The organism is Paenibacillus sp. FSL K6-0108, assembly GCF_045040695.1.
GTDB lineage: Bacteria > Bacillota > Bacilli > Paenibacillales > Paenibacillaceae > Paenibacillus > Paenibacillus pabuli_B.
The window spans coordinates 486,061-511,275 of record NZ_CP150288.1; the positions used below are offsets into that span (position 1 = coordinate 486,061).

At 46.7% G+C, this 25,215-nt stretch carries 25 protein-coding genes; 17 read left to right on the forward strand and 8 right to left on the reverse strand.

The window, feature by feature from the left end; genetic code table 11:
* Positions 1-3: 3 nt before the first annotated feature.
* From MHB49_RS02415 to MHB49_RS02450, 8 genes are all read left to right on the forward strand, one after another.
* Positions 4-429 (forward strand): TlpA family protein disulfide reductase, encoded by a 426-nt coding sequence (locus MHB49_RS02415; protein WP_405154878.1) that lies wholly within the window; start codon positions 4-6, stop codon positions 427-429.
* Entirely contained in the window at positions 426-947 is a 522-nt protein-coding gene (locus tag MHB49_RS02420; protein ID WP_405154879.1) for a MauE/DoxX family redox-associated membrane protein, read from the forward strand. Before MHB49_RS02415 ends, MHB49_RS02420 begins: the two co-directional genes overlap by 4 nt.
* On the forward strand, positions 928-1,353 hold the full coding sequence (locus MHB49_RS02425) for a hypothetical protein (RefSeq protein WP_247900413.1): 426 nt from the start codon (positions 928-930) through the stop codon (positions 1,351-1,353). The genes MHB49_RS02420 and MHB49_RS02425 overlap by 20 nt, the downstream gene beginning before the upstream one ends.
* Positions 1,346-1,738, forward strand: coding sequence for a hypothetical protein (locus tag MHB49_RS02430; protein ID WP_405154880.1), 393 nt, complete (start codon positions 1,346-1,348; stop codon positions 1,736-1,738). Before MHB49_RS02425 ends, MHB49_RS02430 begins: the two co-directional genes overlap by 8 nt.
* Before the next feature lie 89 nt (positions 1,739-1,827).
* Positions 1,828-3,549 carry an ABC transporter ATP-binding protein gene (locus MHB49_RS02435; RefSeq protein WP_405154881.1) on the forward strand — a complete coding sequence of 574 codons (1,722 nt, stop codon included), beginning with the start codon at positions 1,828-1,830 and terminating at the stop codon, positions 3,547-3,549.
* A gap of 636 nt (positions 3,550-4,185) precedes the next feature.
* Positions 4,186-4,467 carry a hypothetical protein gene (locus tag MHB49_RS02440; RefSeq protein ID WP_405154882.1) on the forward strand — a complete coding sequence of 94 codons (282 nt, stop codon included), beginning with the start codon at positions 4,186-4,188 and terminating at the stop codon, positions 4,465-4,467.
* Positions 4,468-4,549: 82 nt separating this feature from the next.
* Complete coding sequence (locus MHB49_RS02445; RefSeq protein WP_405157025.1) at positions 4,550-5,800, forward strand: hypothetical protein; 1,251 nt, start codon at positions 4,550-4,552, stop codon at positions 5,798-5,800.
* A 51-nt stretch (positions 5,801-5,851) separates the two neighbouring features.
* Positions 5,852-6,124 carry a hypothetical protein gene (locus tag MHB49_RS02450; protein ID WP_076290677.1) on the forward strand — a complete coding sequence of 91 codons (273 nt, stop codon included), beginning with the start codon at positions 5,852-5,854 and terminating at the stop codon, positions 6,122-6,124.
* A 164-nt stretch (positions 6,125-6,288) separates the two neighbouring features.
* Here the strand turns inward: MHB49_RS02450 and MHB49_RS02455 are convergent, their stop codons facing one another.
* From MHB49_RS02455 to MHB49_RS02470, 4 genes are all read right to left on the reverse strand, one after another.
* Complete coding sequence (locus tag MHB49_RS02455) at positions 6,289-7,059, reverse strand: YcnI family protein (protein WP_405154883.1); 771 nt, start codon at positions 7,057-7,059, stop codon at positions 6,289-6,291.
* A 284-nt stretch (positions 7,060-7,343) separates the two neighbouring features.
* Complete coding sequence (locus MHB49_RS02460) at positions 7,344-9,038, reverse strand: copper resistance CopC/CopD family protein (protein WP_405154884.1); 1,695 nt, start codon at positions 9,036-9,038, stop codon at positions 7,344-7,346.
* Positions 9,039-9,218: 180 nt separating this feature from the next.
* The gene (locus MHB49_RS02465) at positions 9,219-9,875 is read right to left on the reverse strand and encodes a response regulator transcription factor (protein WP_090904095.1); all 657 of its coding nucleotides are present in this window, start codon (positions 9,873-9,875) and stop codon (positions 9,219-9,221) included.
* 1 nt (position 9,876) lies between these two features.
* On the reverse strand, positions 9,877-10,707 hold the full coding sequence (locus MHB49_RS02470; protein ID WP_405154885.1) for a sensor histidine kinase: 831 nt from the start codon (positions 10,705-10,707) through the stop codon (positions 9,877-9,879).
* Positions 10,708-11,009: 302 nt separating this feature from the next.
* Here MHB49_RS02470 and MHB49_RS02475 point away from each other — a divergent pair, with 302 nt between their 5' ends.
* Positions 11,010-11,177 (forward strand): hypothetical protein, encoded by a 168-nt coding sequence (locus MHB49_RS02475; protein WP_162842449.1) that lies wholly within the window; start codon positions 11,010-11,012, stop codon positions 11,175-11,177.
* Positions 11,178-11,305: 128 nt separating this feature from the next.
* Here the strand turns inward: MHB49_RS02475 and MHB49_RS02480 are convergent, their stop codons facing one another.
* From MHB49_RS02480 to MHB49_RS02490, 3 genes are all read right to left on the reverse strand, one after another.
* On the reverse strand, positions 11,306-13,138 hold the full coding sequence (locus MHB49_RS02480; protein ID WP_405154886.1) for a diguanylate cyclase: 1,833 nt from the start codon (positions 13,136-13,138) through the stop codon (positions 11,306-11,308).
* 255 nt (positions 13,139-13,393) lie between these two features.
* The gene (locus MHB49_RS02485) at positions 13,394-14,026 is read right to left on the reverse strand and encodes a DUF5317 domain-containing protein (protein WP_247900423.1); all 633 of its coding nucleotides are present in this window, start codon (positions 14,024-14,026) and stop codon (positions 13,394-13,396) included.
* 240 nt (positions 14,027-14,266) lie between these two features.
* Complete coding sequence (locus MHB49_RS02490) at positions 14,267-15,709, reverse strand: hypothetical protein (protein WP_405154887.1); 1,443 nt, start codon at positions 15,707-15,709, stop codon at positions 14,267-14,269.
* Between the two features lie 278 nt (positions 15,710-15,987).
* Between MHB49_RS02490 and MHB49_RS02495 the strand changes: the two genes are divergently transcribed.
* The 6 genes from MHB49_RS02495 to MHB49_RS02520 all read left to right on the forward strand — a co-directional run bounded on the left by MHB49_RS02495 (position 15,988) and on the right by MHB49_RS02520 (position 22,071).
* Positions 15,988-17,019: a BMP family protein gene (locus MHB49_RS02495; protein WP_405154888.1), complete on the forward strand. Its 1,032-nt coding sequence runs from the start codon at positions 15,988-15,990 to the stop codon at positions 17,017-17,019.
* A 104-nt stretch (positions 17,020-17,123) separates the two neighbouring features.
* Positions 17,124-18,623, forward strand: a complete 1,500-nt coding sequence (locus MHB49_RS02500) for an ABC transporter ATP-binding protein (protein WP_247900425.1) — start codon at positions 17,124-17,126, stop codon at positions 18,621-18,623.
* Positions 18,620-19,687 (forward strand): ABC transporter permease, encoded by a 1,068-nt coding sequence (locus tag MHB49_RS02505; protein ID WP_405154889.1) that lies wholly within the window; start codon positions 18,620-18,622, stop codon positions 19,685-19,687. Before MHB49_RS02500 ends, MHB49_RS02505 begins: the two co-directional genes overlap by 4 nt.
* Entirely contained in the window at positions 19,671-20,594 is a 924-nt protein-coding gene (locus tag MHB49_RS02510) for an ABC transporter permease (RefSeq protein WP_405154890.1), read from the forward strand. Before MHB49_RS02505 ends, MHB49_RS02510 begins: the two co-directional genes overlap by 17 nt.
* A gap of 45 nt (positions 20,595-20,639) precedes the next feature.
* The gene (locus MHB49_RS02515; protein ID WP_405154891.1) at positions 20,640-21,311 is read left to right on the forward strand and encodes a sulfite oxidase-like oxidoreductase; all 672 of its coding nucleotides are present in this window, start codon (positions 20,640-20,642) and stop codon (positions 21,309-21,311) included.
* Between the two features lies 1 nt (position 21,312).
* Positions 21,313-22,071, forward strand: coding sequence for a nucleoside phosphorylase (locus MHB49_RS02520; protein ID WP_405154892.1), 759 nt, complete (start codon positions 21,313-21,315; stop codon positions 22,069-22,071).
* A 433-nt stretch (positions 22,072-22,504) separates the two neighbouring features.
* Here MHB49_RS02520 and MHB49_RS02525 read toward each other — a convergent pair whose 3' ends face one another.
* A complete protein-coding gene (locus MHB49_RS02525; RefSeq protein ID WP_405154893.1) occupies positions 22,505-23,392 on the reverse strand; it encodes a LysR family transcriptional regulator in 888 nt (295 codons plus the stop codon).
* A gap of 210 nt (positions 23,393-23,602) precedes the next feature.
* Here MHB49_RS02525 and MHB49_RS02530 point away from each other — a divergent pair, with 210 nt between their 5' ends.
* Both MHB49_RS02530 and MHB49_RS02535 read left to right on the forward strand, forming a co-directional pair.
* Positions 23,603-24,493, forward strand: a complete 891-nt coding sequence (locus MHB49_RS02530; protein WP_405154894.1) for a DMT family transporter — start codon at positions 23,603-23,605, stop codon at positions 24,491-24,493.
* Positions 24,494-24,663: 170 nt separating this feature from the next.
* Complete coding sequence (locus MHB49_RS02535; protein ID WP_405154895.1) at positions 24,664-25,179, forward strand: HXXEE domain-containing protein; 516 nt, start codon at positions 24,664-24,666, stop codon at positions 25,177-25,179.
* Positions 25,180-25,215 lie beyond the last annotated feature (36 nt).

Sequence of the window (25,215 nt, forward strand, 5' to 3'; positions counted from 1 at the left end):
AGCATGAAACTGAATTTAAAGGATATTTTTAATAGTGCTAAGGGAGTCGAGGAAGTCAACCCAAATTCAATCAAAGAGGGATTCCCAAAAATATATAATGATATTCCTGTTTTGGATACAGAGACTGTCTACGGCATCGTTTCATTGAGTTGTGCTCATTGCATCGAGTTGATTCCTGAGTTGACGAATTTATCCCATTTTGAAAATTTCGTATTGATCACGGATGGAGACGAAAATGATAATCAGGCCATAATTCAAGAACTCAATTTAAAATTCCCCATTATTTCATATACCAAACCACTCAGTCAATTGGGAATTATCCATACTCCTACCTGTGTAAGGGTCGATAAACAGGGAGCATATGTTGCAAGTGAGTTTACCAAAGATATAAAGCAGGTTATTGAATTCCTGCAACATTCAGGATCATGATAATCCTTTCCATTATTTTTAATGTTATTATAGGCTCGCTGTTTCTGCTTTCTTTTAGTACCAAAATCTTCGATATTAGTGATTTAAGAAATGATGTGGCAGTTCTAAGGATCATTCCAAAAAGCTTAACAGATTTAAGTATCTATGCGCTTTTGTTTGTTGAGTTGGGGATTTCAATAAGTTATCTTTTTAACTTATGGCTACCATTTAGAACAGGCATCACCGTGATGTTGCTGATCTTTTTTATTGTAGTCACTTGGCTCAAAAGAAGGCGAACGGGGACTGTAAGCTGTACATGTTTTGGTACAAACCGTTTGTTGAACAAAAATCCGGTAATCAGAAATATAGCTATTATCTTTTTCTGTGTGTTGGATTTTTCAATGCATGTGGACACGGGGGTGTATAGAGGCCTTAACAATCTTTCATATGCTCTGATTTTCGTAACGCTGGTGCAGTTGTATGAAAGTAGAAAAACCTATAAAAAGATGAGGGCGATCAATGAATATGTTAACTTCTGAATCCTTGATTCTTGTGGTTTGCTTAATATGTGTGTTTGCAATATATATGTATACCAAGATTCAGATTGCCAAAAATGCATTAAGTATTCTTGGAAAAATGATTGGGAGCAAGGGTACTGAAATCGTTGTTGTTGTTACCCATAAATCACATGACTTTAAGGAAATTGATGCAATCTTATCAGAAAATAAAATGGTCGATGTCAAAATCATTTTGTTATCTACACGTTGGATTTATCAAATCAAACAAAAGAAATGGAAAAATGAAATCATATATTTTATCGATTCAAATGTGGTAAGTCTTGAAGAAGTAGATTATGCAATACGATTGTCTCCATCCAAACATGTGAAATACACAGGGGGTCTTGAGGGGCTTAAGAATGCTACAAGAGAGGTGCAATATGGATGATATAAAGGTAAGTTTGCTAGTAGCGAATGAAATATTGTTTAACAACGCAATAAAGCGCCATTCGATCAATGATGTTCTTAATTTAGTGGAAGTTCCCTATATACCTTGTGCTGTTAAAACTCATGTGTTGGTTAAGATATTATTTCCAAAACGAGACTTCCAAGAAGAGGGATACATGGATATCGTTGCGCCAGACGGATTAATGGAATTAAATACGCCTATTATGAAAATCATGAACTTTAGACCTCATCCCGCAAATCCAGGTATGGATGCCAGTCTCCAAATTAACTTTGCAGTTGTGGAAGAAGGTACATACAAATACAGGTTTTACGTTAGACATCAACTTGTGGCGGAGTACCCCCTTCAAGTTTTGTTGAAGAAATGATGGGCAAGAAATTGTTAAGTTCCGTTTCCTCATATTTTAAAATATTTCATAAAGCTACTGTACTTCAGAAATTCAGAGTGGTTTTGTACATGCTTCTAACAATAATAGAGATTCTGTTATCTCCTTTGCAGATTTATGCGATCCAACAGACTACGGATACGATTAATAATGTATTTGAAACAAAGACCCATATGATGGAGGCGCTTTTGTTTATCGGTTTGAATGTATTGATTTTTTTGGTTTCATATATTGCAAATGAGAAGAAAGCGTTGTTAGTTAAAAGGTTAAACCAAATCGCTGACTATCATTTGGAGGATATAAAAGCAAACAAGCTGATCGAAATTCCAATTATATACTTTGAAGAAACGGAAAATCACAATGTGCTTGAACGAATTAACGGAGTCGGCTCCAAAACGATAAGCATATTTGTCTCCTCCGTAGAAGTCATTAAGCACACTGCCATTTTTGCAACGTACGCCTTTATGCTAATGAAGGTACACTGGTCACTGGGGTTCATCCTTATCGCTCTTTTAGTTCCCTCTTTATATATATATCTGGGGATGTCTAAAAAATTCTACCTTCAGGCCTATGCACAGTCGTTTAAGGTTCGTAGAGCTAACTATTTTATCAATTTATTTCGGGATCGAAGTGTACAAAAAGAAATAAAAATATTCAAACATGGTCACAATCTTTTGAGTTTATGGAAATCTCTCTACTGGGAGACATCTGACGAACAATATAGTTTGGATTGCAAAGATGCCAAGCGTAAAAGACAATCTGCGATTTACAACCATGTCATCAATACGATCTATATTATTGGACTTATCCTTTTTGGCGCTCATAGTAATATGACAATCGGCGAATATGTTGCCTATTCTTCGCTGCTGGTTCTCAGTAGTAGTTCGATGAACACGGTTGTTAATAACACCGGGATCGTTTACGGATACGCTTTTGTTATCCGAGATTTTATCAAGTTTTTGGATCGCAGGACTTCTGATCTTATAGAGGAATCGGATGATATCACCTTCAGAGATGAAATACAACTTAACCATATTTGCTTCACCTATCCCAATAGTGAAAATGCAACATTGAAAGATATCTCATTTACTATTGCTGCAGGAGAAACCGTTGCCATTGTTGGGGAGAATGGTTCGGGTAAGAGCACTCTGGCAAAATGTATTACAGGTCTATATGAAATTCAAGAAGGAAGTATTCAATTTGATGGTAAAGAGTTGAATAAATCAAACATTAATTCATTGTTAGCCAGAACAAGTATTTTGTTTCAGGATTATGCTAGGTACGAACTAACATTATTAGAGAATATAGCATTTGAAAAAGTAAACAACGATCAAGAAACGCAGCGCCTGTTCGTAGATGAACTTTTCGAGGATTTCAGAAATATAGCCAATCGTCTTCCGAATGGTGCGAATACTTCTCTAGGGAGAGTCTATGAGAATGGGGCGGAATTGTCAGGAGGGGAATGGCAGCGAGTTGCGCTATCCAGAGCTTTTTTCAAAGAAGCTGACTTGATTGTTTTGGACGAACCCACCTCAGCTATTGATCCTTTATCTGAAGACCAGATCTTTAACCGTTTTTTTGAGTACACCGAGAATAAGACAGCTTTGATTGTTACTCACCGTTTGGCTAACTGTGTACGTGTCGACAAAATTATTGTGATGGATAAAGGCAGAATTGTTGAAATGGGAACACATGCTAGTTTGATGAAAGAGAAAGGGCTGTATGCTTCCATGTTTTCTGTGCAAAGCAAGCCTTTTAATAAGAAGGAAGAAAACCTGGTTGCTGCGCTTTAAGCAGATGAGAATATTATGAAAGGAGGTGAACTATATGTGTGGATCTCAAAATGATTGTACCAGTAATCCGTGTAACGGAAGACGTAGTCTCTATCGGCATGATTATGCATGCTCTCCGATACTTCCAACAGTTACCTGCGATGTCTTTGGTTATCCATGTGATGGTAAGTGCTCTACATGCAGTACTTATCTTAGCTCAACCTTTCTTCAGTGCTGTTAAGCGTTTGATATTTGTACAATCAACAGGTTGTTCCAGAGTCTACCACTGACTATGGACAGCCTGTTTTTTTAATTTCCGGCAAAGAAGGTTATCCGCTACTGATGCAAATATTAGAAAAATGGGTAATGTACACCCAGATACTTTGTTTAAATCATTATAGGAATAAAGTTATATAAAAACGATGCTCCCAGCCGATGTGACCATGTTGATTTTGTACTATGATGCAATTAACAGGAGAAATTAGAAATAGACAGGGAACAAATGATAGATCTCCTGTCATGGAAGGATATATTGCAGATTGTAAATCATACGAAAATACGATGAAGAAGGTGGCTCATGTGAAATCAATACGTACATATGCATGTTTGTTTTCTTTGATCATACTATCCACTTTCATTTTGGGAGGGTGTCAGAACATGAAGGAAAGTGAAAAACAGGCCTATTTTAAAGAAGCGGAAGCAGAAGCCGTAAAATATCTGAAAAATAAATATGAACTAAATGTAGTCATCACAAATAAAGAGTTGTTACCTGAGATGGCGCTTGATTCTATTGCTATGGAAGGTCATGTGGTTGGACATGAAGCTCAAGAATTTACGATCTCGTACGACTATGAGAATAAAAAGATCAAAAACTTTGGCATGAGTCCGGCCATTAAGGAAGCAATTATAGCTAAGGGATATGATCCGTTTAACAAATAAATCATAATTCAGGATTGATTTTCTTGGAGGTGCAGCGGTTGTGAGTAAATCACCAAAAATTGATGATGAAACATACAACAAGATGTCTGAATTGGCTTATGAGAATCTGAAATCAGGTACCGAGTTCGAGGATCTTCCTGGATGGCAGGTTCTTGAGGACACACACGGAAACAAAAAATCCGGTTTTGATGCGGTGACCTTCTACAATCCCGAGACCAAACAGGCGGTTATCGCATATCGGGGGACAGAGGGAAGTGCATCATTGGATCGCAGCGCCCCTGATTATTATGCAGACGCTCAAATCGGTTTGCCTGAGCTTGGCCGAAAGATCGAACAAAGTACCGACCTTACGCCGGATTGGCTGGCTAAAGGTATCCAGAAGGTAAGGGATGTTACGGGCATCACTACGGTCGAGAATGCTGTGGGGGAACTGGATAAAAAGCTGGATAAAACATTCAGTCTGGGACCAAACCAGATGTATGAGGCGGAAGACTATGCCAAAGACATGCAGAAAAAATACAAGGATCTGGATTTTTCGCTGACAGGTCATTCGCTTGGAGGAGGCAATGCTCAGTATGCGGCCGCATATACCGGACTTTCCGCGGTGACGTTCAGCGCACCGTCCGTGATCTCCAGTCTTACGCCAGAAGCAAAACGAAAGGCCGAAGAGGGTGGGTTTGATAGCCAAATTATTAATTATGGGCATCCCGGAGACTTTGTAACGAGCGGCTTTTTTGGTGGATATGATCGTCACGTAGGTTCCATGTATTACATCAATTCCAATTACGAGGATATGAATGATGACATGAGCATGTGGGATAAAATCAGTAACACCTTTGGTGGTAAAGAGTATCACAGCCTGAAACAGTACAAGTTCGAGAATGGCTATGTTTCCAACGATCTCTACGATCCGGTTACAGGCGAGCACATCGGTTATTCCCCACGTCAGCCGTCCAATGTCCTGTCCGATCTCGCAGCATTCATGCGGAATCTGGGTGGGCAGGCAGGCAACTTTGCAAGAAGCATGGGAGCAGCAGCAGGAGCATCGGGTCTGATTCAGGTAACGCCCGAAGAACTGAAAAGTGTCGCTGCCCGGTGGAAGCAAAATGCACAGCAGTGCAATGCAGAGTTGAACACGGTGCGAAGCCGAATGGCCCAATACCTGCATTCCAGCCGAAGTCGCAGACTTGAGCCGATTGTCACTCATCTGGATGCGTCTATTAACGAGTTGAGCACATGGCATATGAAGCATACGACCCAGTTCCTAAACTTTATCGAAGAGAAGGCGGAAGCATTCCGTCAGGCAGATGAGAGTCAGGTCCGTTTTAATTAGATTTGCGTGAAGGGCTTGGCGATTGAACACTACATAAGGGAGGGAACGCGAGTGAGCGGACAATTGCTGGTAGAGCTGAATGATCTTCGGATTGCTGAAAAAGAATTGACCCAACTGCTTGCCCGTCTTCAGGCAGATGAGCAGGAGGCGAGAAGCTTATACAACCGTCTCGACGACTGGAAGGGACAATCGGCCGATTATACAAGACAGCAGATCGAAGCGTTCTTCGCGGGTCTGTCTGGACGGATACAGTCCATTGAACAACAGAAGAAAAGCTTGCTGCAATATATTGAAATCATGATCCAGACGGATCAGGAACGGTAGGAAAAGGGAAAAGAGCTGTAAGTATGAGTGTGGAATAGGCAAAGGTAACAGTTCGGAGCTAGCGTATGATATAGATACCAAAAGGAGCCTCGGCACATCGGGACCATTCCCGTTGCGAAAGGCTCCTTTTTTGTCTATCTACATCGTAGGCAATCCATTAACTCTTAACGTCTTTTTCGGCGTGTTGCCAGAGCAATACCCAGGAAGGACATGATCAACGCCAGAATGGACACGATCAGTGTTGCCTGTTGCAGCTTCAATGTGCCTGGATCTGAATCGGTGTTGTTTGGTTCACCCGTAACCGTATCGCTCAACGCGTCACCCAGTGTGGTATCGTCATTGGCCTTTGTATCGTCACCCGCTGCTGCTTCATCATCGTGACCCGCATTGCCGGCTGTGCCAGCACTGTCATGACCTCCCCCTGCCTCAGCATTACCTGCAGCCGCAGGATCTTGGCTGATTGCCGTGATGCTGTGCGGGTTGCTGTCGCTAGGTCCGCCTGTCCACTCCACGATGCTGCCATCGCTATAATACTGGAATGCATCCCAGGCTACTTCCGTTTCGGCATCCGGATTCTGTGCTACGAAGTTAAACTGCTGGAATTGACCAGCCAGAATTCCTTCGTTATCTCCTTCTGCTTCCCAAGTAATGGTCGTTACTTCGTTTGAATCATTTTTTTCGGTAGTGATTTTCCAGCCTGCCAGTGGTTGATATTGCTTGAATGCAACGCCTTGTGGGACTTTCAGCGTCACTTTGGTGGTAGGCAGCTCTTTTTCGGAAGGAATTTTGATGGTATACGTCTGCCATGAGCCTGTCTGTGCCACAGTTGGGTTAACAGTAACGTGAGCACTGGCGAATCCGGCGAACAGCATCAGCGCAGCGGCTCCAGCGGCGAGGCTGGATGTCAGTTTGGAAGTCCATGATGTTTTCTTCAAAATAAATTACCCCTCTCAATTCTTCTAATATATAAGTTCAACTAAAGAATATTTACACTAGCCACTACAATGACAGAACAACCTTCCGATCGCTGTTATCCCCAGATTTTTTTGATCCTCTTCTTCAAAGGAGGAAAATCTGGTGATAGCGTATGCTTCCGATGCAGCTTTCTTTCAGAAAGCTTTCAGGCGAACGCTTCGCTTCTCCAGGTTTTTTCTGTCCTCTTCGTTATTGTGTAAATGTTTAGTTAAACATATAAGGCCAATCATGAATCGGTTTATAACTACGGATTAGCGGTGTCAATCTCAAACTCGGTATCCAGCGAATCCAGAGAACGGGTTAGCAGATGCACCTTGATGTTCCAGCGTCCTGGCATGGAGATGTATTCTTCTGCCTCGTATACGCCAGTATCATTTTTCGGAATCGTGATCTCGTAAATGCCCATATCCATATCCAGGTGGGTCAGTGATAATGTGATCTGTTCCAGATCGTTAACTGTAGTACCGTCCGGTTTCTTCACGTCAACCTTGAACTGATTCTCTCCGGTACGATTGGGACTTACCTGGAGCGTAATTGTGGTTCCGTCGTCCATGGTCTGCGCTTCTTTATAAGGTCCTGCGGCTGCCGGTTGTCCAGGAGACAGGTGTGTCAGTACGGCGGCCAGCGCAAGCACGACGGCACCAGCAATCAGTTCCGCCTTCAGGCTGCCCGCGAGTCGTTTGCCGCTGCTTGTACGAGCCATTCTGGCATGACGCGAGGCCAATACAAGCATCACCACTAGCAAGATAACTTTGGCGATAAGCACGAGACCATACGCCGTTGTGAACAAAGACGTAAGGAGAGGTGCAGGCAAAATGATCAGGCTGCTGTAAATCCCCGTAGCGACGAGAGCAGCAACAGCACCAATGCCCCATGCTGTGAATCGGCGGATCGCTGTCCAATAGACCTCTCCTCTCACCGTGGAAGGCAGTTTATCCGCGAGCGGAGGCAGACACGCAGCCATGGCTGTTAGAGCGCCGATCCAGAAAGCGGCTCCGATCAGATGAATGAAGTCCATTGCGATGGCGAGCGCGCGTTGCTCCGCCGCAGCCGGATGTCCTGTCATGGCATGGGTGAACAACCAGCCAAGAACGAGGACCAGTGATCCGTATGATGACCAGATCCGGATACGCAGTGAGCGATCCCGGTCATATCCGGAGAGGATAGTAACCGCCAGCAGCATCACAATGAGCATCTGTACCATCCAGATCTGGCCAAATGACGTCAATTTGAGTGCACTGCCCATCAGTGCCCAGCTGAACTCCCCGATGGAAACGCCTGATTCATACAATGTGTTCAGGGGCAGGCTGATCAGAGCGGCAACAGAAGCGGCTCCATAACTGATCCATAACAGCCTGTAGCTCCTTGGCACTTCCAGTGGTTCTCTCGCCATGGAAGCAGGCGCAATCCGGAACAGCAGGAAAGCAAGTGTGCCCAGAATCACAGACAACCCCAGGTATTGAATCCAGTCGGTCAGCGACAAAATCCATTTTAACGGTCCGCTAACCTGGCCTGAACCAGAAGTTAAATCCGCGAGACCAGCAGGAGCACCAGATGGTTCCCCAATATGAAACACATAGGCTCCCTGAATGGGGTGACCATCCGCAGACACGGCCTTCCAATTCACGGCGTAAGTTCCGTTTCCAAGTCCGGTCCGCAGTCCGGTCTCCAGAATATGAGGACGAGCCTCATCGACGTGCACATTGCCGTCATCTGCCTGTGTTCCGTCAGGGGCGGTGATTTTAATATCATAAAAGGCCGTTTGCAAAGACTCATTGAACTCCAGAGTCAGTTGTTCAGGTGCAGTCGCAACCAGTTCATCTTCCCCTGGTGAGGCCTGCACAATATAAGCATGGGCAGATGCCCATTGTGGCATAACAAGGCAACACAACAACATCAGGGCGACCATCAGTGCCCAGTGCCGTTTGCCCAATTTCATGGTGAATCTACTCAAAATCAAAAAATCATCACCCTTAGGTCTAGAATTGTAAGTCATTCTTTGTTATCTGAGCACAATCTATACCATTATAACTTTGTCCAAAATAACACCGTATGACTACATTGGGCTATAAAAAAACGAAATGATCCATGGAATTGTGACAAAAACATGAATGCCCTGCTATTTACGCAGCTTACGGCCTGCGAGTCCGCTTTCCAAAGCATAGCGGGTTAATTGCACACGATTTTCGAGATGCAGTTTCTGTAAAATATTCTTTAGATGATTTTTCACTGTTTGGTCCGAAATGCCAAGTTGGTCGGCAATCTCACGGTTGGTATATCCCGCAGATACCCATTGCAGGATCTCAAGCTCCCGCGTAGTCAGCGGATTATCGGGTACATCCTCCGTGCGAGGCGCAGGGAACTCCTGGAGGATTCGATAGGCAAGCTCCTTGCTCAGGGGTGCATCATCACTGACGATGGCGCGAAGGTATTCAAGCCAGGTGGAGGGAGCCAGATTTTTGAGCAAATATCCCTGGGCCCCCTGCTTCAGCGCTTCGAACAGGTACGTGACATCATCCGATACAGTAACCATGACGATAATGACATATGGAAAGCGCAGTTTGATCTGGCGGGTGGCTTCCAGCCCATCCATATCCGGCATCTGCACGTCCATCAGAATAAGATCGGGCATCCATTGCCCGGTAAGCTCCAGCGCCTCCAGTCCAGTTGAAGCGGTACCAATAACTTCAAACAGACTGTCCTCGGATAAAATACTGCAGATCGCCTCACGCGCGTGCGCGTGATCATCGACGACCAATACCCTTACAAGTTCCATATTAAGCATGCCCCTTTCCAATGGTTATTCGTGTGTAACCAGGCCTTGAATCAAGGGCGAAAGACCAGCCCATCTGAGCTGCACGTTCTTTCGTAATTCGCAGGCCGTACCGATCCTTCAGGTGCAGTGGATCACCGCTCACGCCAATACCGTTATCCTGAATGAAGATCGACCAGGCAAAAGGATTCCCTTCTGCAATCACCCGAATATCTGTAGCCCGGGCATGTTTGCGTACATTAAGCAGTGCTTCCCGAATGCATGCGAGCAGCTCTACCTGCTCCTTGGGGGAGAAGAAGGTGCTGTCCAGATCCCATGCCAGATGCGCCGAAGGAACCGTCTCCTCTATGAGCAATTCCACCTGTGACAGCAGGGAAGTTCCCTCCGGTACTGCCGCTTGTCCAGGGACGTAGCGGAGCTGGGCGATGGCCTGCCGTACGTAAGCGTTGACCTCGTGTACGGTTTTGCGTATTTCCTGAATTTCATTCTCGTGACCACTTCCAGCCAAACTGCGCTCGGCCTTGTCTGTTTTTACCGACAGGAGAAAAAGGGATTGCGAGATGCCGTCGTGAAGCTCGCGGGCCAGTTGGTCCCGAGCTTCGAGTGCCACTTTGGAAGCACGCTCCTGCTCCAGAGCGGCCCTGGCACTCTCCAACATGTTGAATAAGCGACTTAGCAAGGTGACGCTTATGAGGTAAAGGATTAGAGGGGTAAGCCAGTTACCCACATCCATGGAGAGGTACGGCATCAAAAATTGGTGACGGATGTATTCCCAAAGACCAACCGTAAATGTGGGGACCAGCAGAATCATCCATTTAATCTGTTTGTATGACATGAATACAGAACTCCTTTGATATAAGGTCCACTTATATGTATCCGTTTCAAGGGTTGGCACCATTATAACGCATGCTTGCTTCAGACCCTAGTCTGGCTTTCTTCGGAGGAACCTCGGGTGGATAAGGGAGCATTTAGAAGGATATCTAAGAACAACACGGGGTGAAATTATGTCACGCAGGGTGAGCCTTGATGAGTACAGATGAACGGGGCTGTATCCATTTTCCCTATTGGAGGAGGTCCTCTATACTTATATAGAACGCAAATTTATTACAAAAGATGTTAAGGAGTGAACGCAACAACATGAATCAAGAGGTATTGGAACGTCGCAGCGAGTTGCTTAAGAAGAACATTCATCAAATGCTTCTTCAAGACAATCAGCACGGAATCAGTCGTCAGGATAACATGTTTTTGCAGCAGATGATTAAAGAGCTGCATCAGACTTCACATGAGATGAATACCACTCGATAACGCAGAATCTGCACAAGAATGAAGTGATCTGGTGCATGATTTACTCTATGATGAACATGAAAATGGCGCTATCCCCGATTAGGCCGGGGGTAGCGCTTTTGGCTTTGTAAGGGGGAATTCTGCGGGTGTTACACAAGTTGCTGCTGCACCGTTCGTTTCTGAATATATCGGATGAACAGCTCGGCTAGCTCGGGATCAAACTGAGAACCGGAGCACATCTGTAGTTCCTTGATTGCTTCATCCACATTTTTCGTTTCCTGATACGGTCGCTCTGTCGTCATGGCGTCAAAGGAATCAATCACGGTGAGCATCCGGCACAACCGTGGAATCTCACTACCTTTTAGACCATAGGGGTAGCCTGCCCCGTCATACCGTTCATGATGCAATTCGATGTAGGGAATGAGATCGGCAAAACGCTCGTTCGTCATGGCCATTTTTTTGCCCCAGGTGACATGGCCCTTGATTGTTTCCCATTCTTCAGCGGTAAGCTTTTCTTTCTTATTCAGGATAGACCATGGAATTTCAAGTTTTCCGATATCATGAATCAGTGCACCCAGCACGAAACTCCGTTTGTTCACATTGTCGAGCTCCAGCAACTCACTTAAATCGAGGGCGTATTTGTACACGCGTTTGGAATGTTTGAATGTGTCCATATCCTTATATCTGAACAGGTTGAGCTGCTGCTCAATATCACGCACATCCTGTACCAGATCGATTTCATGCTCCATACCGTCATTGCTGCCGTGGCGATGTACATTGTTTTTGCCCTGTTTCTTGGCATAATACAGCGCTTTGTCGGCTTGATCCACGAGTTGTGATTTGTTGTACATATCGACCTCATACCGCGCAACACCTGCGGAAAAGGAGAGGCAACCGTGCGGAAACACTTCGACGCCTTCAAACGGTGTATCGTTCAGCTGCTTGCGCAGCTTGTTCATGAACGTATAAGCCTCGTCCAGATCCATGCCTGGCATGAGCAGGGTGAATTCTTCGCCACCATAACGAAAGGCTGTAACGGGAGTGCCTTCCGTTTTCCGACTGAGGAAATCCCCGAGAAGAGCCAGCAGGCTGTCACCCTGGAGATGACCGAAGCGGTCGTTATACTTTTTGAAATCATCAATATCGATGAGTCCCAGCGAAAGCGGGGTTCCCTGGGAACGGGCGTTACCAAGCTCGCTCTCCAGCATACTTTCAAAATGACTGTGATTGAACAAACCTGTGCGTTGATCCGTATTCGCCTTTTCCTCAATACTCTGATACATCACGAACAGCTGTTTGAACGCATGTGATAGCAGAATGCCAAGACTAAGGTAGAGCAGCAGACCGAGAACGCCGTTATGCACAACGAGAATGGTCAGCACGAGCGCCAGAATCAAAGTACATAAATAGACGAGCAGCGATTCGGTGACGAATACACGCTTCATTTGCTGCCATGCATCTTTTGTTGAGAAATAAAAGAACAGCCCGAGCGTGATCGTGTTAAGGATAAAATAGGCCGCAAGTGCTGCAAAATAGGGCAGCAGGTTATATCCATCCAGTGCTCCCGGAATGCCCCCAGTCCATGTGAATACATAAGCTGCTCCAGCGATCATAAGGCTGTAAATGCTGAAATTGACGATGTGTTTCCACCAGGTGAGTTTGCGATCCTTGATTAACAGAATGAGGGAAACCGGAAGCAGTACAGACAGACTGAATGCACCACCAAACATGAAGATACAGGCGAGGTACACGGAAGAGTCCATGGATTGCTGATTGCCTTTGGGCGGAATTTGAAACGTGAAGTAATCCAAAATCAGCGCCGCACCGAGCATTGTGTATACCATTACCCATTCGTCAGAGGATAGATGGAGATAAGACCACTTGTTCATATACAGAAAAATACCGATGCCGGTGCAGCTAAGCAAGACGACATACATGCTGCTCCGATCTGCTTTATGGATAAGGTTACGAATAAAGTTCATAAAAAATTCTCCTGCTTGGTTTAGTCTGCTCTTGATGTGAATATATCGGCTTGTACTATATTGATGTATAACATAACAAGTTACCTCCCAAAAATCCAGAAAGAAAAAACAGGCCGCTGGCAGCCTGTTTGTCTTGGTTGGCGAAGTATATGTACTAGCCGCCCAGCTTGTATCCCGAAGTCAAAGCAACAACGACAGAAGCTACGATGATTGCGTTGATCACGAGACGAGAATATTTAATGCCTTCGAATTTTTTCATGGAAAAGACCTCCCTTCCTTGGAGTCTGTCCGAATCTCTTCTGGCCTGATGGAATTCACTGGCTGCAAAGCTTCTCCGGTTCGATTCACCATCATGTACTGGATAAACAGGAATATGCCAATGTTCATGACCACATCGCCGATGCTAATCACCTGGGTCCGCGGATAAGGGCTGGACAGCGGGATGATATCGCCCAGAAACGAGAGATGTGTGGAAGCATCCATCATATAGTGCTTCGATACCGCTCCGCCTTCGCGCAGCATGTCCACATAATAAGGACCAAGAACAGCAGAGGCTTCCACGGATACCGGCATACGCCCACCATTCACGACCATGACGATGAAGTTGAGAAAGACACCAATCCAGATCAACGTAAAACCCCTGTGATGTCGATTGAGCCAAAGAAATGCAAGACCTGTGACATAAACGGCAGCAAACAAGTACCCGTTGATGGATGCCACCCATTCAAGCCTTTCCTGCACGAAAAAGATGAAGAACTGGGCCAGCAGCAACACTGGGAATATCCATCCGCCTCGCAGCTTGAGAGATGAAAACTGGTGGAGACCATACCGGAATCCTCCCCGGAACAGTCCAACGATCAAGCCGATCAGAATGCCGTCGTATACCATGATTAACTCCTGTCTTACAGATATGTGTAAATGTGATTGCGTGTTTATGTACCTATGTTATTCGACCTTTTACTGGTAAATCCTTCAATGAAATTATTTATTTTCGAAGAAATTTGCAAAAAAATAAACAAAAAACCGCCTTTACGAACCAATGGGTCGAATCCATTGCAAAGTTCGGTAAAGACGGGGTTATATTTTGTCAAAATATGAGTTTGAATTCACTTGTCACATATGTTCAGTTTATTCCGATTCCCCGTTCAGATAATTGAAGAACGGCTGGTCCACCCAGAAGGTGTAGCTGGAAATGTCCGCATCAGGGGCAAGCTTGCGGAAGCCTTCCTGAATTACTTTGGAATTCTCCTTAAGGGAGAAAGATTGTGCGTAATAGTTGCCAAGTGAAATTTTATTGTTGGCAATGACCGGATATTTCGCAAGAGCAGTAGGCGAATAATACAGCGGCTGCCACCAGGAAGCATGGATCAAGGCGGAGGTGTCATCGCTATTCTTTTTGGCATACTTCAAAATAATGTCGTTGAAGCGAGCTTTGTCCGCTGTGTTATTGAACTCGAACTGAATGTCATATTCTTTGGCGTAGGCAATGTAGTTGCCATTTTCGATCTGGGTTACTTTGTAATCCGGTGTTTCTTTGGGTTCTCCCCATTCCTTCAAATAAATGAAGGCGGATGTCTTCGGTTGGAACTGTACGTCTGCATCAATGCCTTCGCTGCGCAGCAGTCCAATCAACTGTACTGCATGTCGGATATCATCATGTCCGTAAGTTAAAGTCAGTTCATCAATGAAGTTGGAATCGAAGCGACTGTCCTTTAAATTGTAGCCCGTGACGAGATCATTCCGCAGAGCTTGATCCACAATAGTTCGAAGTTCTGGTGCTTCAATTAAATCAGCAGTGCGATAGGCAGCGTACAATTTGGAGTAAATATCTGCGTCGCCCGAACGACCAATTTCATTTTTATATTTTCCCTGACTGGTCAACACCCGTCCAAGCAAAATGTTGGCAAAATCAGAACTCGCTTCGCCACCCTTACGGAGAGCGGGGTACAGACTTTCCGGGATCAGACCGGTATCCAAGGCAGCAGCCAATTCCTGCGCAGCTTGTCCCTGAACGCGGCTTGAGCTAATGCCAAGTTTCGCGAGTGCCTTCGCTGTTTTGGTTTCAGGATATGTATAGGCCAGCTCTTTGAATCCGGCTGCTTTGACTGCGATGAAGACAGCGGCATAAGTGCTCAGTTTGTCATTGGCACGTACTTCCGTAGCGGATAGGATGCCGTTGTTATATAAGGAAACGGCAGCTTTATATGCAGAATCATTCGAGTTCAGATCCGTGAAGGCTGGAGCCTTGACTTCACTGTCACTTGTTTTGTCGGTAGCAGTAGCCTGATCGGCTTCAAGAATGGCAGCAACCGCCTTGATGAAGTCTCCCTTCCTTAGCTGCTGTGGCAATTGGATGTTGTATTTGGCCTGCAGGAATTGAGCATAATCGGCTGCACTTTCGGTATAGACAGAAGGAGCTTGTGCTACCGGTCCTTTAACTTGCTGTGAGGTGGTAGTTTGTCCGGCTGGAGTGGCCGATGCTGCGGATGCCGAAGCGGGCAAGCTGAGACTGCCGAGTGTAACCGGAGCGGCGAGCAGAGCGGCCAATGTGATCTGGGTGATTTTTTTCAAATGAATAGCCTCCTCAAATATATGGTTGGAAAATAAATAAGATTGCGATATAATTCTGACAAATCCTATCTGAATAGAATAATTGGATTGACTTTAGCATGGAGCAGCTCTGGATGTCAACGAAAAAAAACCTTGGTATAAAGAGCATTTGGAGGCTTTGCGGAAGGTGAATCAGCTATTATATTCCATTTAGTGTATACGCTCAAAGATTTATTGACAAGGATCGACAGTATCCGCTAGGATTATAAAAAAGAATTGTGAAAAGGGGAATTTTCAAAATGAAAAGAGGTTTATCGTTCGTCTTATCGATCATCATGTTGGCTATATTGCTGGCGGCTTGTGGAAATTCCGGTTCCAAAGACGAACAATCGGCCCAAGGTGGCGACAATGAGAAATCACTGCGCATGGCGCTGGTACTTCCTGAAAAAATCGGGGTAAACCCGTTCTTCGTACAAATGGATGAAGGTTTCAAAAAAGCGGGCGAGGAATTCAAGGCAGATACCAAAACGATTGAATCCACAGACCCCGCTGCATTTGAACAAAACCTGCGTGCTGCAGTTGCTGAAAACTATGATCTGATTATTACAGCAACCTTCCAGGCAGAAGATGCATTGAAAAAAGTGGCTGCTGAAAACCCGGACAAGTCCTTTGCTATTGTGGACACAACGGTTGATCTGCCTAACGTACGCAGCGTTGGTTTCCATGAATATGAAGGTGCGTACCTGCTCGGTGCAGCTGCTGGACTGTCTACCAAAACAGACAAAGTCGGCATGATTGCTGCGATGGACGTTCCATTGATCAAGAAATATACAGAAGGCTTCAAAGCGGGTCTGGAATCGGTTAACCCGAATGCGGAATTCCTCGTAAACTACGTTGGTGGATTTAATGACCCGGCCAAAGCAAAAGAGCTTGCGCTAGTGCAATTCGGCAAAGGGGCTGACTTCATCGCTGGAGCATCTGCTGTAGGCGATCTGGGCGTGTTCGAAGCTGCGAAGGAAAAAGGCTTCTATACTTCCGGTCAGGATACAGACCGTACCGTTGAAGATCCGGAGCATATTGTACTGTCTCAATTGAAGTCAACCGACACGGTTGCTTATCAGACAGTGAAGGATTTTGTAGAAGGAAACTTCAAAGCAGGCGCTGTGAACTACGGCTTGAAAGAAGATGGCGTAGGTTTGACGTATGTAACACGTGACAGCGAATCTCCATTGAATGCTTTTGTTGGACAAGAGGTTATCGACAAGGTTAAAGCGATCAAGGATGATATCGTGTCCGGCAAAATCGTTGTTAAAGATCCATTGCAACAATAGTATTCTTTGTTCGATAGGATTGAGTAATTGAGTTGATCAGCCGGCTGCCCGATCAGGCAGCCGGTTTTGCTGCTATTTAAGACCGAGAGGAGAGAACGCGAGATATGCTGTTGGAGATGGAGCAGATTACGAAGAAATACGGCAGCTTCACCGCTAATCGGGACATCCGTTTTAATTTGCGAGAAGGAGAGATTCATGCCCTCGTGGGTGAGAACGGAGCTGGTAAAACAACCCTGATGCGTATGTTGTATGGAATGGAGCAGCCGACATCAGGAACAATCAAAGTTCGTGGACGCGAGGTCAGCTTCGCAACTCCGTCTCAGGCCATGGCAAGCGGTATCGGCATGGTGCATCAGCATTTCATGCTGTTTCCTTCCTTTACGGTTGCCGAGAACATCGTGATTGGCCGTGAACCGTCTGCGGGAGGGGTATTTGACCGCAAACAGGCGGCGGCCCAGGTGAATGAATTGGGCAGAACGTATGGCATGCCAGTTGATCCGTGGAAAAAAGTATTTGAATGCCCTCTGGGCATGCAGCAGCGTGTTGAAATTCTCAAAGTACTGCATCAGGGCGCAGATATCATTATATTGGATGAACCATCAGCGGTACTGACACCCCTGGAAGTGAAAGAACTGCTCGCAAATATGAAGTCCCTTGCCAAGTTGGGCAAAACCTTTGTATTGATCACGCACAAGCTGCAGGAAGTCATGGATGTGGCAGATCGGATCACGGTTCTTCGTGATGGTCAGGTGACAGGTACATTGGAAGCAAAAGACACGAATGTAGAGGAACTGTCCCGCTTGATGGTAGGACGTGAACTGGTACGCATGGACAAGCAGCCATCCGTTCCCGGAGAGGCTGTACTTCAGGTGGAAGCGGTGAGTTTGGCAGGGGCCAAGGATCGTTCTGCGCTCAACGATATCCATTTGGAGGTTCGCAAAGGAGAGGTCGTTGGAATTGCGGGCATTTCCGGAAATGGCCAGTCTGAACTGATTCAGATTATTGCCGGGTTACGCAAGGCAGATAGCGGTCGCGTCCTGCTGTCAGGGCAGGATACCACCGACTGGCCTGTGCGGCGTATCCGAGAGCACGGGCTTGCCCATATCCCGGAAGATCGTTATATGTGGGGAGCGGCGAAGGATGCGAGCGTTCGCGAGAATGGACTGATGGGTCACCATCACCGGCTTCAATCCAAAGGGATCATTAAAGCGAGAGCAGCACGAACCATGGTCGAGAACTGGATCAAGCAGTTCAGCATCAAGACTGGTTCTGCGGAAACGAAGGCACAGTTCCTTTCTGGTGGTAACTTGCAGAAGCTGATTGCTGCACGTGAATTTGCCCAGGATACGCCGTTTCTCATTGCGGCTGAACCTACACGGGGGGTAGACATCGGAGCGATGGAGACCATCCATGCCGAATTGCTGCGCAAACGGAATGAGGGTGCAGGTATTCTGCTCGTTTCATCTGAATTGTCCGAGATTTTGCAATTATCCGATCGAATCATTGTCATGTATGAAGGCTTGATTGCCGGAGAACTGAAGGCAGATGAAGCAACAGAAGAACAGATCAGCTTGTTGATGGCAGGAGGGAAAGAGCGAATATGAATCGGGTAAAAGAAACTCTTCGCGGACTCGTACAGCCGCTGCTTGCCGTACTCATCGGTTTGCTGGCAGGTGCTGTAGCAATTCTGGTTGTTGGCGGGTCCGTGGTGGATACGTATGCGGAGATGTGGAAAGGGGCCTTCGGCAACTTCTACTTCTTCACCAACACATTGGCACGTTCGACGCCAATTATTCTCGCGGGACTGGGCGTAGCTCTGGCGTTCCGCGCCGGATTTTTTAACATGGGTGCTGAAGGACAGATGGTTCTCGGCGGACTTAGTGCAGCGCTGACGGCGCTCTACCTGCCGGGTCCAGGCTGGTTTGTCTGTATTGCAGCCATTGTGGCGGGGATCATTGCCGGTGGAGTTTGGTCGCTGTTTGCTGGTTGGCTTGATGCCCGCTTTGGCATGAATCTGTTAATCACAACGTTGCTGCTTAACTATATTGCGATTTATTTTGGAGGATACATGGTATCCTATCCGTTTAAAGACCGCACGGGATCGGCGGCGATGGCCCAGACGCCAATGATTGATCAAAGTGTCTGGCTGCCGAAGCTGTTTCAGGGCATGGGACTGCATGCCGGATTCATTATTGCCATCGTGGCGGCGATTCTTATCTATTGGTTCACACACAAGACGGTAACAGGTTATGAGATCCGCATGTTGGGCAGCAATCCTTCGTTTGCAACGTATGGCGGCGTGCGCCGCATCCGCATGATGATGCTGTCCATGATCATCAGCGGTGGACTTGCAGGTCTTGCGGGTGCAGGGGAAGTGTTGGGCACACAGTACCGTTTCCTTGATGGATCGTTATCATCCGCAAGTTATGCATGGAGCGGCATTATGGCGACTTTGCTTGCCCGCTCGCATCCGCTAGGAACAGCTGTGGCGGCAATTTTGCTTGCAGCGTTGCAAACAGGTGCTATGGGGATGGAACGGAATACGGATGTGCCGCTGGAAGTCGGCAGTGTCATCCAAGCAGTATTGACGTTATTTGTATCGGCTCAGATCGGATATTCATTCCTGAAGCGGAGAAAGGAGAAAAAGTCCAATGCAACAACTGTTTGATGCAGCCATGTTTGGCTCTACTCTGCGGATTATGACGCCGATCCTGCTCGCAGCGCTCGGTGGGGCTTTATGCTCTCGTGTCGGTCTGTTCAACGTGGGTCTGGAAGGACTCGTACTGATCGGTGCTTTCTCCGCTATTGTTGGTAACTATCTGTTCGGCAATGTACTGCTGGCCGTACTATTCTCGATTGTGATTGTTATGTTGTTCTCTGCGCTATTTGCCTTTATCAGTATTAATCTGAAGGCTAACGCCATTGTGGTCGGGATCTCGCTTAACTTTCTGGCGACAGGACTGACGACTTTTGCGCTGCGTGCGATTTTTGATGTAAAAGGTGCTTACTATGACAAGGATATGGTGGGACTCCCCAAATGGGATATACCTCTTATTAAGGACATTCCGTGGGTAGGCAATGTCATCTCAGGGCATAGCCCGCTTGTGTATCTCGGAATTGTTATCGTGATCGCCTTGCAGTTTTATCTGTTCAAAAGTGTCTCCGGTTTCCGGCTCCGCTCGGTTGGCGAGAATCCGGTAGCGGCACAGAGTATCGGCATCAAGGTACGCGGCATTCAATATGGTGCAGTCCTGATGTGCGGTGTATTGTGCGCCTTGGCGGGTGCACAGCTATCACTTGGTCAGGTTACGATGTTTACTGAGGGCATGACCGCAGGTCGCGGTTTCATCGCATTGGTAGCGACCATGTTGGGGCAAGCGAATCCGCTTGGCGTTATGGGGTCCAGTGTGCTGTTCGGGTTCATGGAAGCACTTAGTATCCGACTGCAGGGCTTCGCGCTGCCAACTCACTTTACCATGATGCTGCCGTATATTGTGACACTGGTGGCGATGTTCTTCTTCAAGGACCGCACCTATGCACAAGACGCACTGAAAGCGGGCGGAAGCTCGCGTTAATTCCTGAAGTTGTGCTGGAAGCATATAGAGAAGGAGGAATCACACTTGCATAATAAGGCTGAACGTCTGAAAAAATCGAAAAACCCGACGCCCAAAGCGGGTGCCGAGTACGGAGACCGGCTGCCGCCGGGGCAGGTACTGACTGAGAAGTTCCCAATCTTGCATGAAGGCGAAGTGCCGGAATATGACCTTTCGACCTGGGATTTGAGAGTATTTGGTGAGGTTGAAGAGGAGAAGGTGTTCTCCTTCGCTGAGCTTCAGGCGATGCCTCAAGTGAACACGGTGAGCGATATTCATTGCGTAACTCGTTGGTCGAAGTTCGATACACCATGGGAAGGCATCCGATTCTCGGATTTCATCAAGCTTCTGGGTGTGAAACCGGAAGCGAAATACGTCATGATCCACGCGGATCATGATTACGAGACCAATGTTCCGCTCGAAGAACTGATGCATGACGATGTATTGCTTGCTTTTAAATTTAACGGTGAGCCGCTCACGCCGAAGCACGGTTATCCGCTGCGTCTCGTTGTTCCTCAGCTCTACTTCTGGAAGAGTGCGAAGTGGATACGGGGTCTGGAATTCATGAAAGAAGACCGTAATGGCTTCTGGGAAGTTAATGGTTTCCATCATTTTGCCGATCCGTTCAAGGAGCAGCGCTTCTCTGGTGAAGATATTCCGATTCCGGAAGACGAATGGACGAAGAAGGAGTTTGATTAAGATGTTGATGCCTATTTTGCAAATTCATTCCGAAGATATGCCTTCGTACGCCATTGTCTGTGGTGATCCGGCACGTGCGGAGAAAATTTCCCGTAAGCTGGAGCAGGCGAGAGAACTGGCGTTCAGCCGGGAGTATCGCACATTTGTTGGATCGTATGAAGGTGTACCAATGGCCGTGGTCAGCCATGGCGTAGGATCACCCGGAGCAGCCGTCTGCTTCGAAGAACTGATCCGGGCAGGGGTAACGACCCTGATTCGTGTAGGTACAGCGGGCTCGTATACCGCAGATTATCCTGCGGGCAGTGTAATCGTCAGCACGGCTGCTGTACGTACGGACGGGCTGACACGTCAGCTCGTACCGGATGGTTTCCCTGCGGTAGCGGACCTTGGCGTTACACAAGCGTTAATCGAGGCGACTCGTGAGCTTACAAGTGGAGCGAAAGCTTCAGGTGCGGGTAAGGTTGGCGTAGGCATTACCGTTACGCTGGATGCTTTCTTCACTGGGGTCGAAGAGATTCCTCACCGCAAGTACAAGCAGGCCGGTGCTCTTGCTGCTGAGATGGAAATTGCTGCGCTCTACATCGTAAGCACACTGCGCGGTGCTCGTGCCGGAGCTATTGTGGCTATCGATGGATTCGCAGATAGCGACTTGGCGGCAGAGTATGATCCGCATACCAATGCGGTAGCTGATGCAGTAGAGCGTGAGATCGAAGCCGCGCTGCGTGCACTGGCTGCACTCGCTCGCCAGGATCAAGCGTAAAGCTGAGATCATCAAGGCATTTTATGGTGCTGCTGCTGGTAAAAAGCAAAACATGTAAATGATGTCCATCTGAGGTGGACAATATAAAGAGGGCGTCCCCAAGGTCATGAACATGACCTTGGGGACGCCCTTTTGAGTTTGGAATAGGGGCGAATGGCGCTGCATTAACTTTGGCAGCCATGATCGGGACCTTAACTCTACCTTTACACCATCACCGTCACAACGACCGAAGCCACAATATTTTTAACGAATTCAGCAGGTCTTATTATGGGGATTTAGGCAATTTGGTGAATCAACGAATCGTAGACACGTTATTTCCCTGTTACGAACCTTGTTTCATGGCTTTCTATCACTTTCTACCTGCATAACGTGTCTGGTGTTCGTAAGATTATCCAATCTGCGTTATATGTCACAATAAGGTGCAATCGATTCGTTAGCGTTGTCCAAACAACTGCTGCGCCGTTTCAATAAATAACCGGGATGCGGGAGAAGCTTCGACAAGTGAAGGAACGGCAATCTCGATATTGCGGTAGGCTTTCGGCTCTGTAGGGAGGGCTTTGACACCCGGAGGCAGCCAGGATAGAGAGATTGCAGGCAGCATGGCGGTTCCGAGCCCCTGCTCAATCATGCTGAGGCAAGTGTTTACGTTATAAACTACGAATCCAAAATGTAGTTCCGCATCTGCTCGATGGAACAGATCAACAATCGGTACCTCGTAGCCCCCTTTGCAGATAATCATGGGGTGTTTGTCCAACATTTGTACGGGCAATACTTCCCGGTTCGCAAAAGGCTCATCGTCCCGGAACACGGCCAGCATCTCCTCACTATAGAGCGGAAGCGTCTCATAAGCTACATCTATTGGCTCTTTGTCTGTTGCAATGATGAGAGCGACATCGATGGCGCGTGAATTTAGCCATTCCTGAATCTCATGGATGTTGCCCTCGTGCAGCTCAAATTGAATCTGAGGATAGCGGTCCCGAATCGAGCGGATGATTTTTGGCAGCAGATGGGCGGATGACATGGGGAAGGAGCCAATACGGATCGTACCAATCTCCAATCCTTTTTCGGCGGCAACGACCTGCTGCACCTTATCATATTGCTGCAAAATCCGGCGAAAAATGACCAAAATTCGCTGTCCCACATCCGTAAGCACAATGCCGTTCCTGCGATCTCGTATGATTAGAGTGACATCCAGTTCATTCTCCAGCGAAGAGATGGCCCGACTGACTGCGGGCTGTGTCATATTTAGTTCCTGACCTGCACGGGTGAAACTTCCCGTTTCTGCAATTTTCACGAATAACTGCAACTGTGAATTGTTCATATCAGATTTGGTATGCTCCTTATGATTAACATGCATTTCAATTATTATGATCATTATTGTATCATGGAGAAACGGAACGATCAAAGAACAGATGTAAAACGGGTCTGGATCGGAGTCCAAATGATTTGCAGGCACCGAGAGAGCGCAGGATAAAGAGTACGATGGATTAAACTGCGACTGTAGATGTGTGCCGGATAGGAGAATAAACATATGGCTTTATCACGTGCAAAAGCAGGCTGGGTCCTGGCTTTTCTGGTACTCATGTGGGGAGTGAACTGGCCCCTGACCAAATACGCTTTAAATTTTACACCCCCGCTTATATTCGCAGGCATGCGCCTGTTAATTGGGGGCCTGGTGCTGGGGATGTACGCTTATCCCCGCTACAAAACGCTGCGGCTGAAACAAACCTGGCATATCTATGCCTTATCTGCGGTGCTTAATATCATCTTCTTCTACGGTTTTCAGACCGTGGGACTGACGGAAGTGCCGGCAGGCTTATTTTCATCCATCGTGTTCCTTCAGCCTGTGCTGCTTGGAATAGGAGCCTGGTTGTGGCTGGGCGAGTCCATGTATGGACTGAAAATTGCCGGATTGGTGCTCGGCTTTGCAGGAGTGGCTACGATCAGTATTGGTGGCATGACAGGCAAAGTATCCCCTGAAGGGGTTATGCTTGGGCTGTTCAGTGCAATTAGCTGGGCGATCGGGACCGTATATATGAAAAGAAATTCAATGAAGGTCGATGGAATCTGGATGACTGCCATTCCGATTCTGATCGGTGGAGTTGTTCTGACATTGACGGGTACGGTCACAGAGAGCTGGGCTGACGTGCAGTGGGTGCTTCCTTTTATACTGGATACGCTGTTTATTTCGGTGTTTGTCATTGCGTTGGGTTGGCTGGCGTTCTTCAAACTGGTTAGCTCCGGCGAAGCCAGCAAAGTAGGATCGTTTACGTTTCTGATTCCGCTGATCGCCTTGCTATGCAGTGTGCTGTTTCTCGGAGAGTCGGTGACGGTCAATCTGATCGCAGGTCTGGTCATGATTATTGCGAGCATCCTGCTTGTGAATGTTAAGGTGAAAGGCAGCAAGGTGGCGAAAATATAAAACATGCGGTGAATTTTCCCGAAACGGCTGTTAAGCCGGGCGGGAGGTTCGCCGTTTTTTGTTAGATGGTGGTGCGGAAATGAGAAGAAAACGAAAAGGGGATGGGACGATAACAGCGAATTGTATTCTTAGTATAGTGGTTATATAAAAGGAGGTGTCTTGCTTCGCCGATGTCGCTCACAACACTTATCTGGTTATTTCTTATCACTTTTCTGCTGCATGATCTCGAAGAAATAATTTGGGTTGGTCCCTGGATTCGGCAAAATAAAACGAAAGTTCTTCAGCGTGTTCCGCCGAAGGTCTCCAAACGTCTGGAATCGATGCTGCGGATCAACAGCAGCCAGTTCGGTGTAGCTGTATTGCTGGAATTTGTCGTCTTTATACCCTTTGTTTATATTGCTGCAGAGTACGGACACTATTTTATGTTTTTGGCGTTTAATACGCTGTTTTTGTTACATGTGTTCACACATATTGGACAAAGCTTGTTTCTGAGAATGTACACACCTGGGGTAGTCAGCGCTGTATGTATTACGTTGCCGTATGGTATCTATCTTTTTTATAGGCTTCTGAACGAGGGGGTCGTGACCTTGGGCGGGGTGCTGGTAAGTATACCGGTTGGGCTTATCGTTCTGCCCATTGTAATGCTAGGCCATGAGCTTGGGCGCAGACTTGTGCCGGATACATAAATCAGAGGTGGAACTTCATTATTAGGAGGCGTATAA

Excerpts from the sequence above, each read along its gene's own strand:
- MHB49_RS02415 (WP_405154878.1), top strand. The coding sequence starts at position 4 with ATGAAACTGAATTTAAAGGATATTTTTAATAGTGCTAAGGGAGTCGAG.
- MHB49_RS02420 (WP_405154879.1), top strand. The coding sequence starts at position 426 with ATGATAATCCTTTCCATTATTTTTAATGTTATTATAGGCTCGCTGTTT.
- MHB49_RS02425 (WP_247900413.1), top strand. The coding sequence starts at position 928 with ATGAATATGTTAACTTCTGAATCCTTGATTCTTGTGGTTTGCTTAATA.
- MHB49_RS02430 (WP_405154880.1), top strand. The coding sequence starts at position 1,346 with ATGGATGATATAAAGGTAAGTTTGCTAGTAGCGAATGAAATATTGTTT.
- MHB49_RS02435 (WP_405154881.1), top strand. The coding sequence starts at position 1,828 with ATGCTTCTAACAATAATAGAGATTCTGTTATCTCCTTTGCAGATTTAT.
- MHB49_RS02440 (WP_405154882.1), top strand. The coding sequence starts at position 4,186 with ATGAAGGAAAGTGAAAAACAGGCCTATTTTAAAGAAGCGGAAGCAGAA.
- MHB49_RS02445 (WP_405157025.1), top strand. The coding sequence starts at position 4,550 with ATGTCTGAATTGGCTTATGAGAATCTGAAATCAGGTACCGAGTTCGAG.
- MHB49_RS02460 (WP_405154884.1), bottom strand. The coding sequence starts at position 9,038 with ATGAAATTGGGCAAACGGCACTGGGCACTGATGGTCGCCCTGATGTTG.
- MHB49_RS02465 (WP_090904095.1), bottom strand. The coding sequence starts at position 9,875 with ATGGAACTTGTAAGGGTATTGGTCGTCGATGATCACGCGCACGCGCGT.
- MHB49_RS02470 (WP_405154885.1), bottom strand. The coding sequence starts at position 10,707 with ATGTCATACAAACAGATTAAATGGATGATTCTGCTGGTCCCCACATTT.
- MHB49_RS02475 (WP_162842449.1), top strand. The coding sequence starts at position 11,010 with ATGAATCAAGAGGTATTGGAACGTCGCAGCGAGTTGCTTAAGAAGAAC.
- MHB49_RS02480 (WP_405154886.1), bottom strand. The coding sequence starts at position 13,138 with ATGAACTTTATTCGTAACCTTATCCATAAAGCAGATCGGAGCAGCATG.
- MHB49_RS02485 (WP_247900423.1), bottom strand. The coding sequence starts at position 14,026 with ATGGTATACGACGGCATTCTGATCGGCTTGATCGTTGGACTGTTCCGG.
- MHB49_RS02495 (WP_405154888.1), top strand. The coding sequence starts at position 15,988 with ATGAAAAGAGGTTTATCGTTCGTCTTATCGATCATCATGTTGGCTATA.
- MHB49_RS02500 (WP_247900425.1), top strand. The coding sequence starts at position 17,124 with ATGCTGTTGGAGATGGAGCAGATTACGAAGAAATACGGCAGCTTCACC.
- MHB49_RS02505 (WP_405154889.1), top strand. The coding sequence starts at position 18,620 with ATGAATCGGGTAAAAGAAACTCTTCGCGGACTCGTACAGCCGCTGCTT.
- MHB49_RS02510 (WP_405154890.1), top strand. The coding sequence starts at position 19,671 with ATGCAACAACTGTTTGATGCAGCCATGTTTGGCTCTACTCTGCGGATT.
- MHB49_RS02520 (WP_405154892.1), top strand. The coding sequence starts at position 21,313 with ATGTTGATGCCTATTTTGCAAATTCATTCCGAAGATATGCCTTCGTAC.
- MHB49_RS02525 (WP_405154893.1), bottom strand. The coding sequence starts at position 23,392 with ATGAACAATTCACAGTTGCAGTTATTCGTGAAAATTGCAGAAACGGGA.
- MHB49_RS02530 (WP_405154894.1), top strand. The coding sequence starts at position 23,603 with ATGGCTTTATCACGTGCAAAAGCAGGCTGGGTCCTGGCTTTTCTGGTA.
- MHB49_RS02535 (WP_405154895.1), top strand. The coding sequence starts at position 24,664 with ATGTCGCTCACAACACTTATCTGGTTATTTCTTATCACTTTTCTGCTG.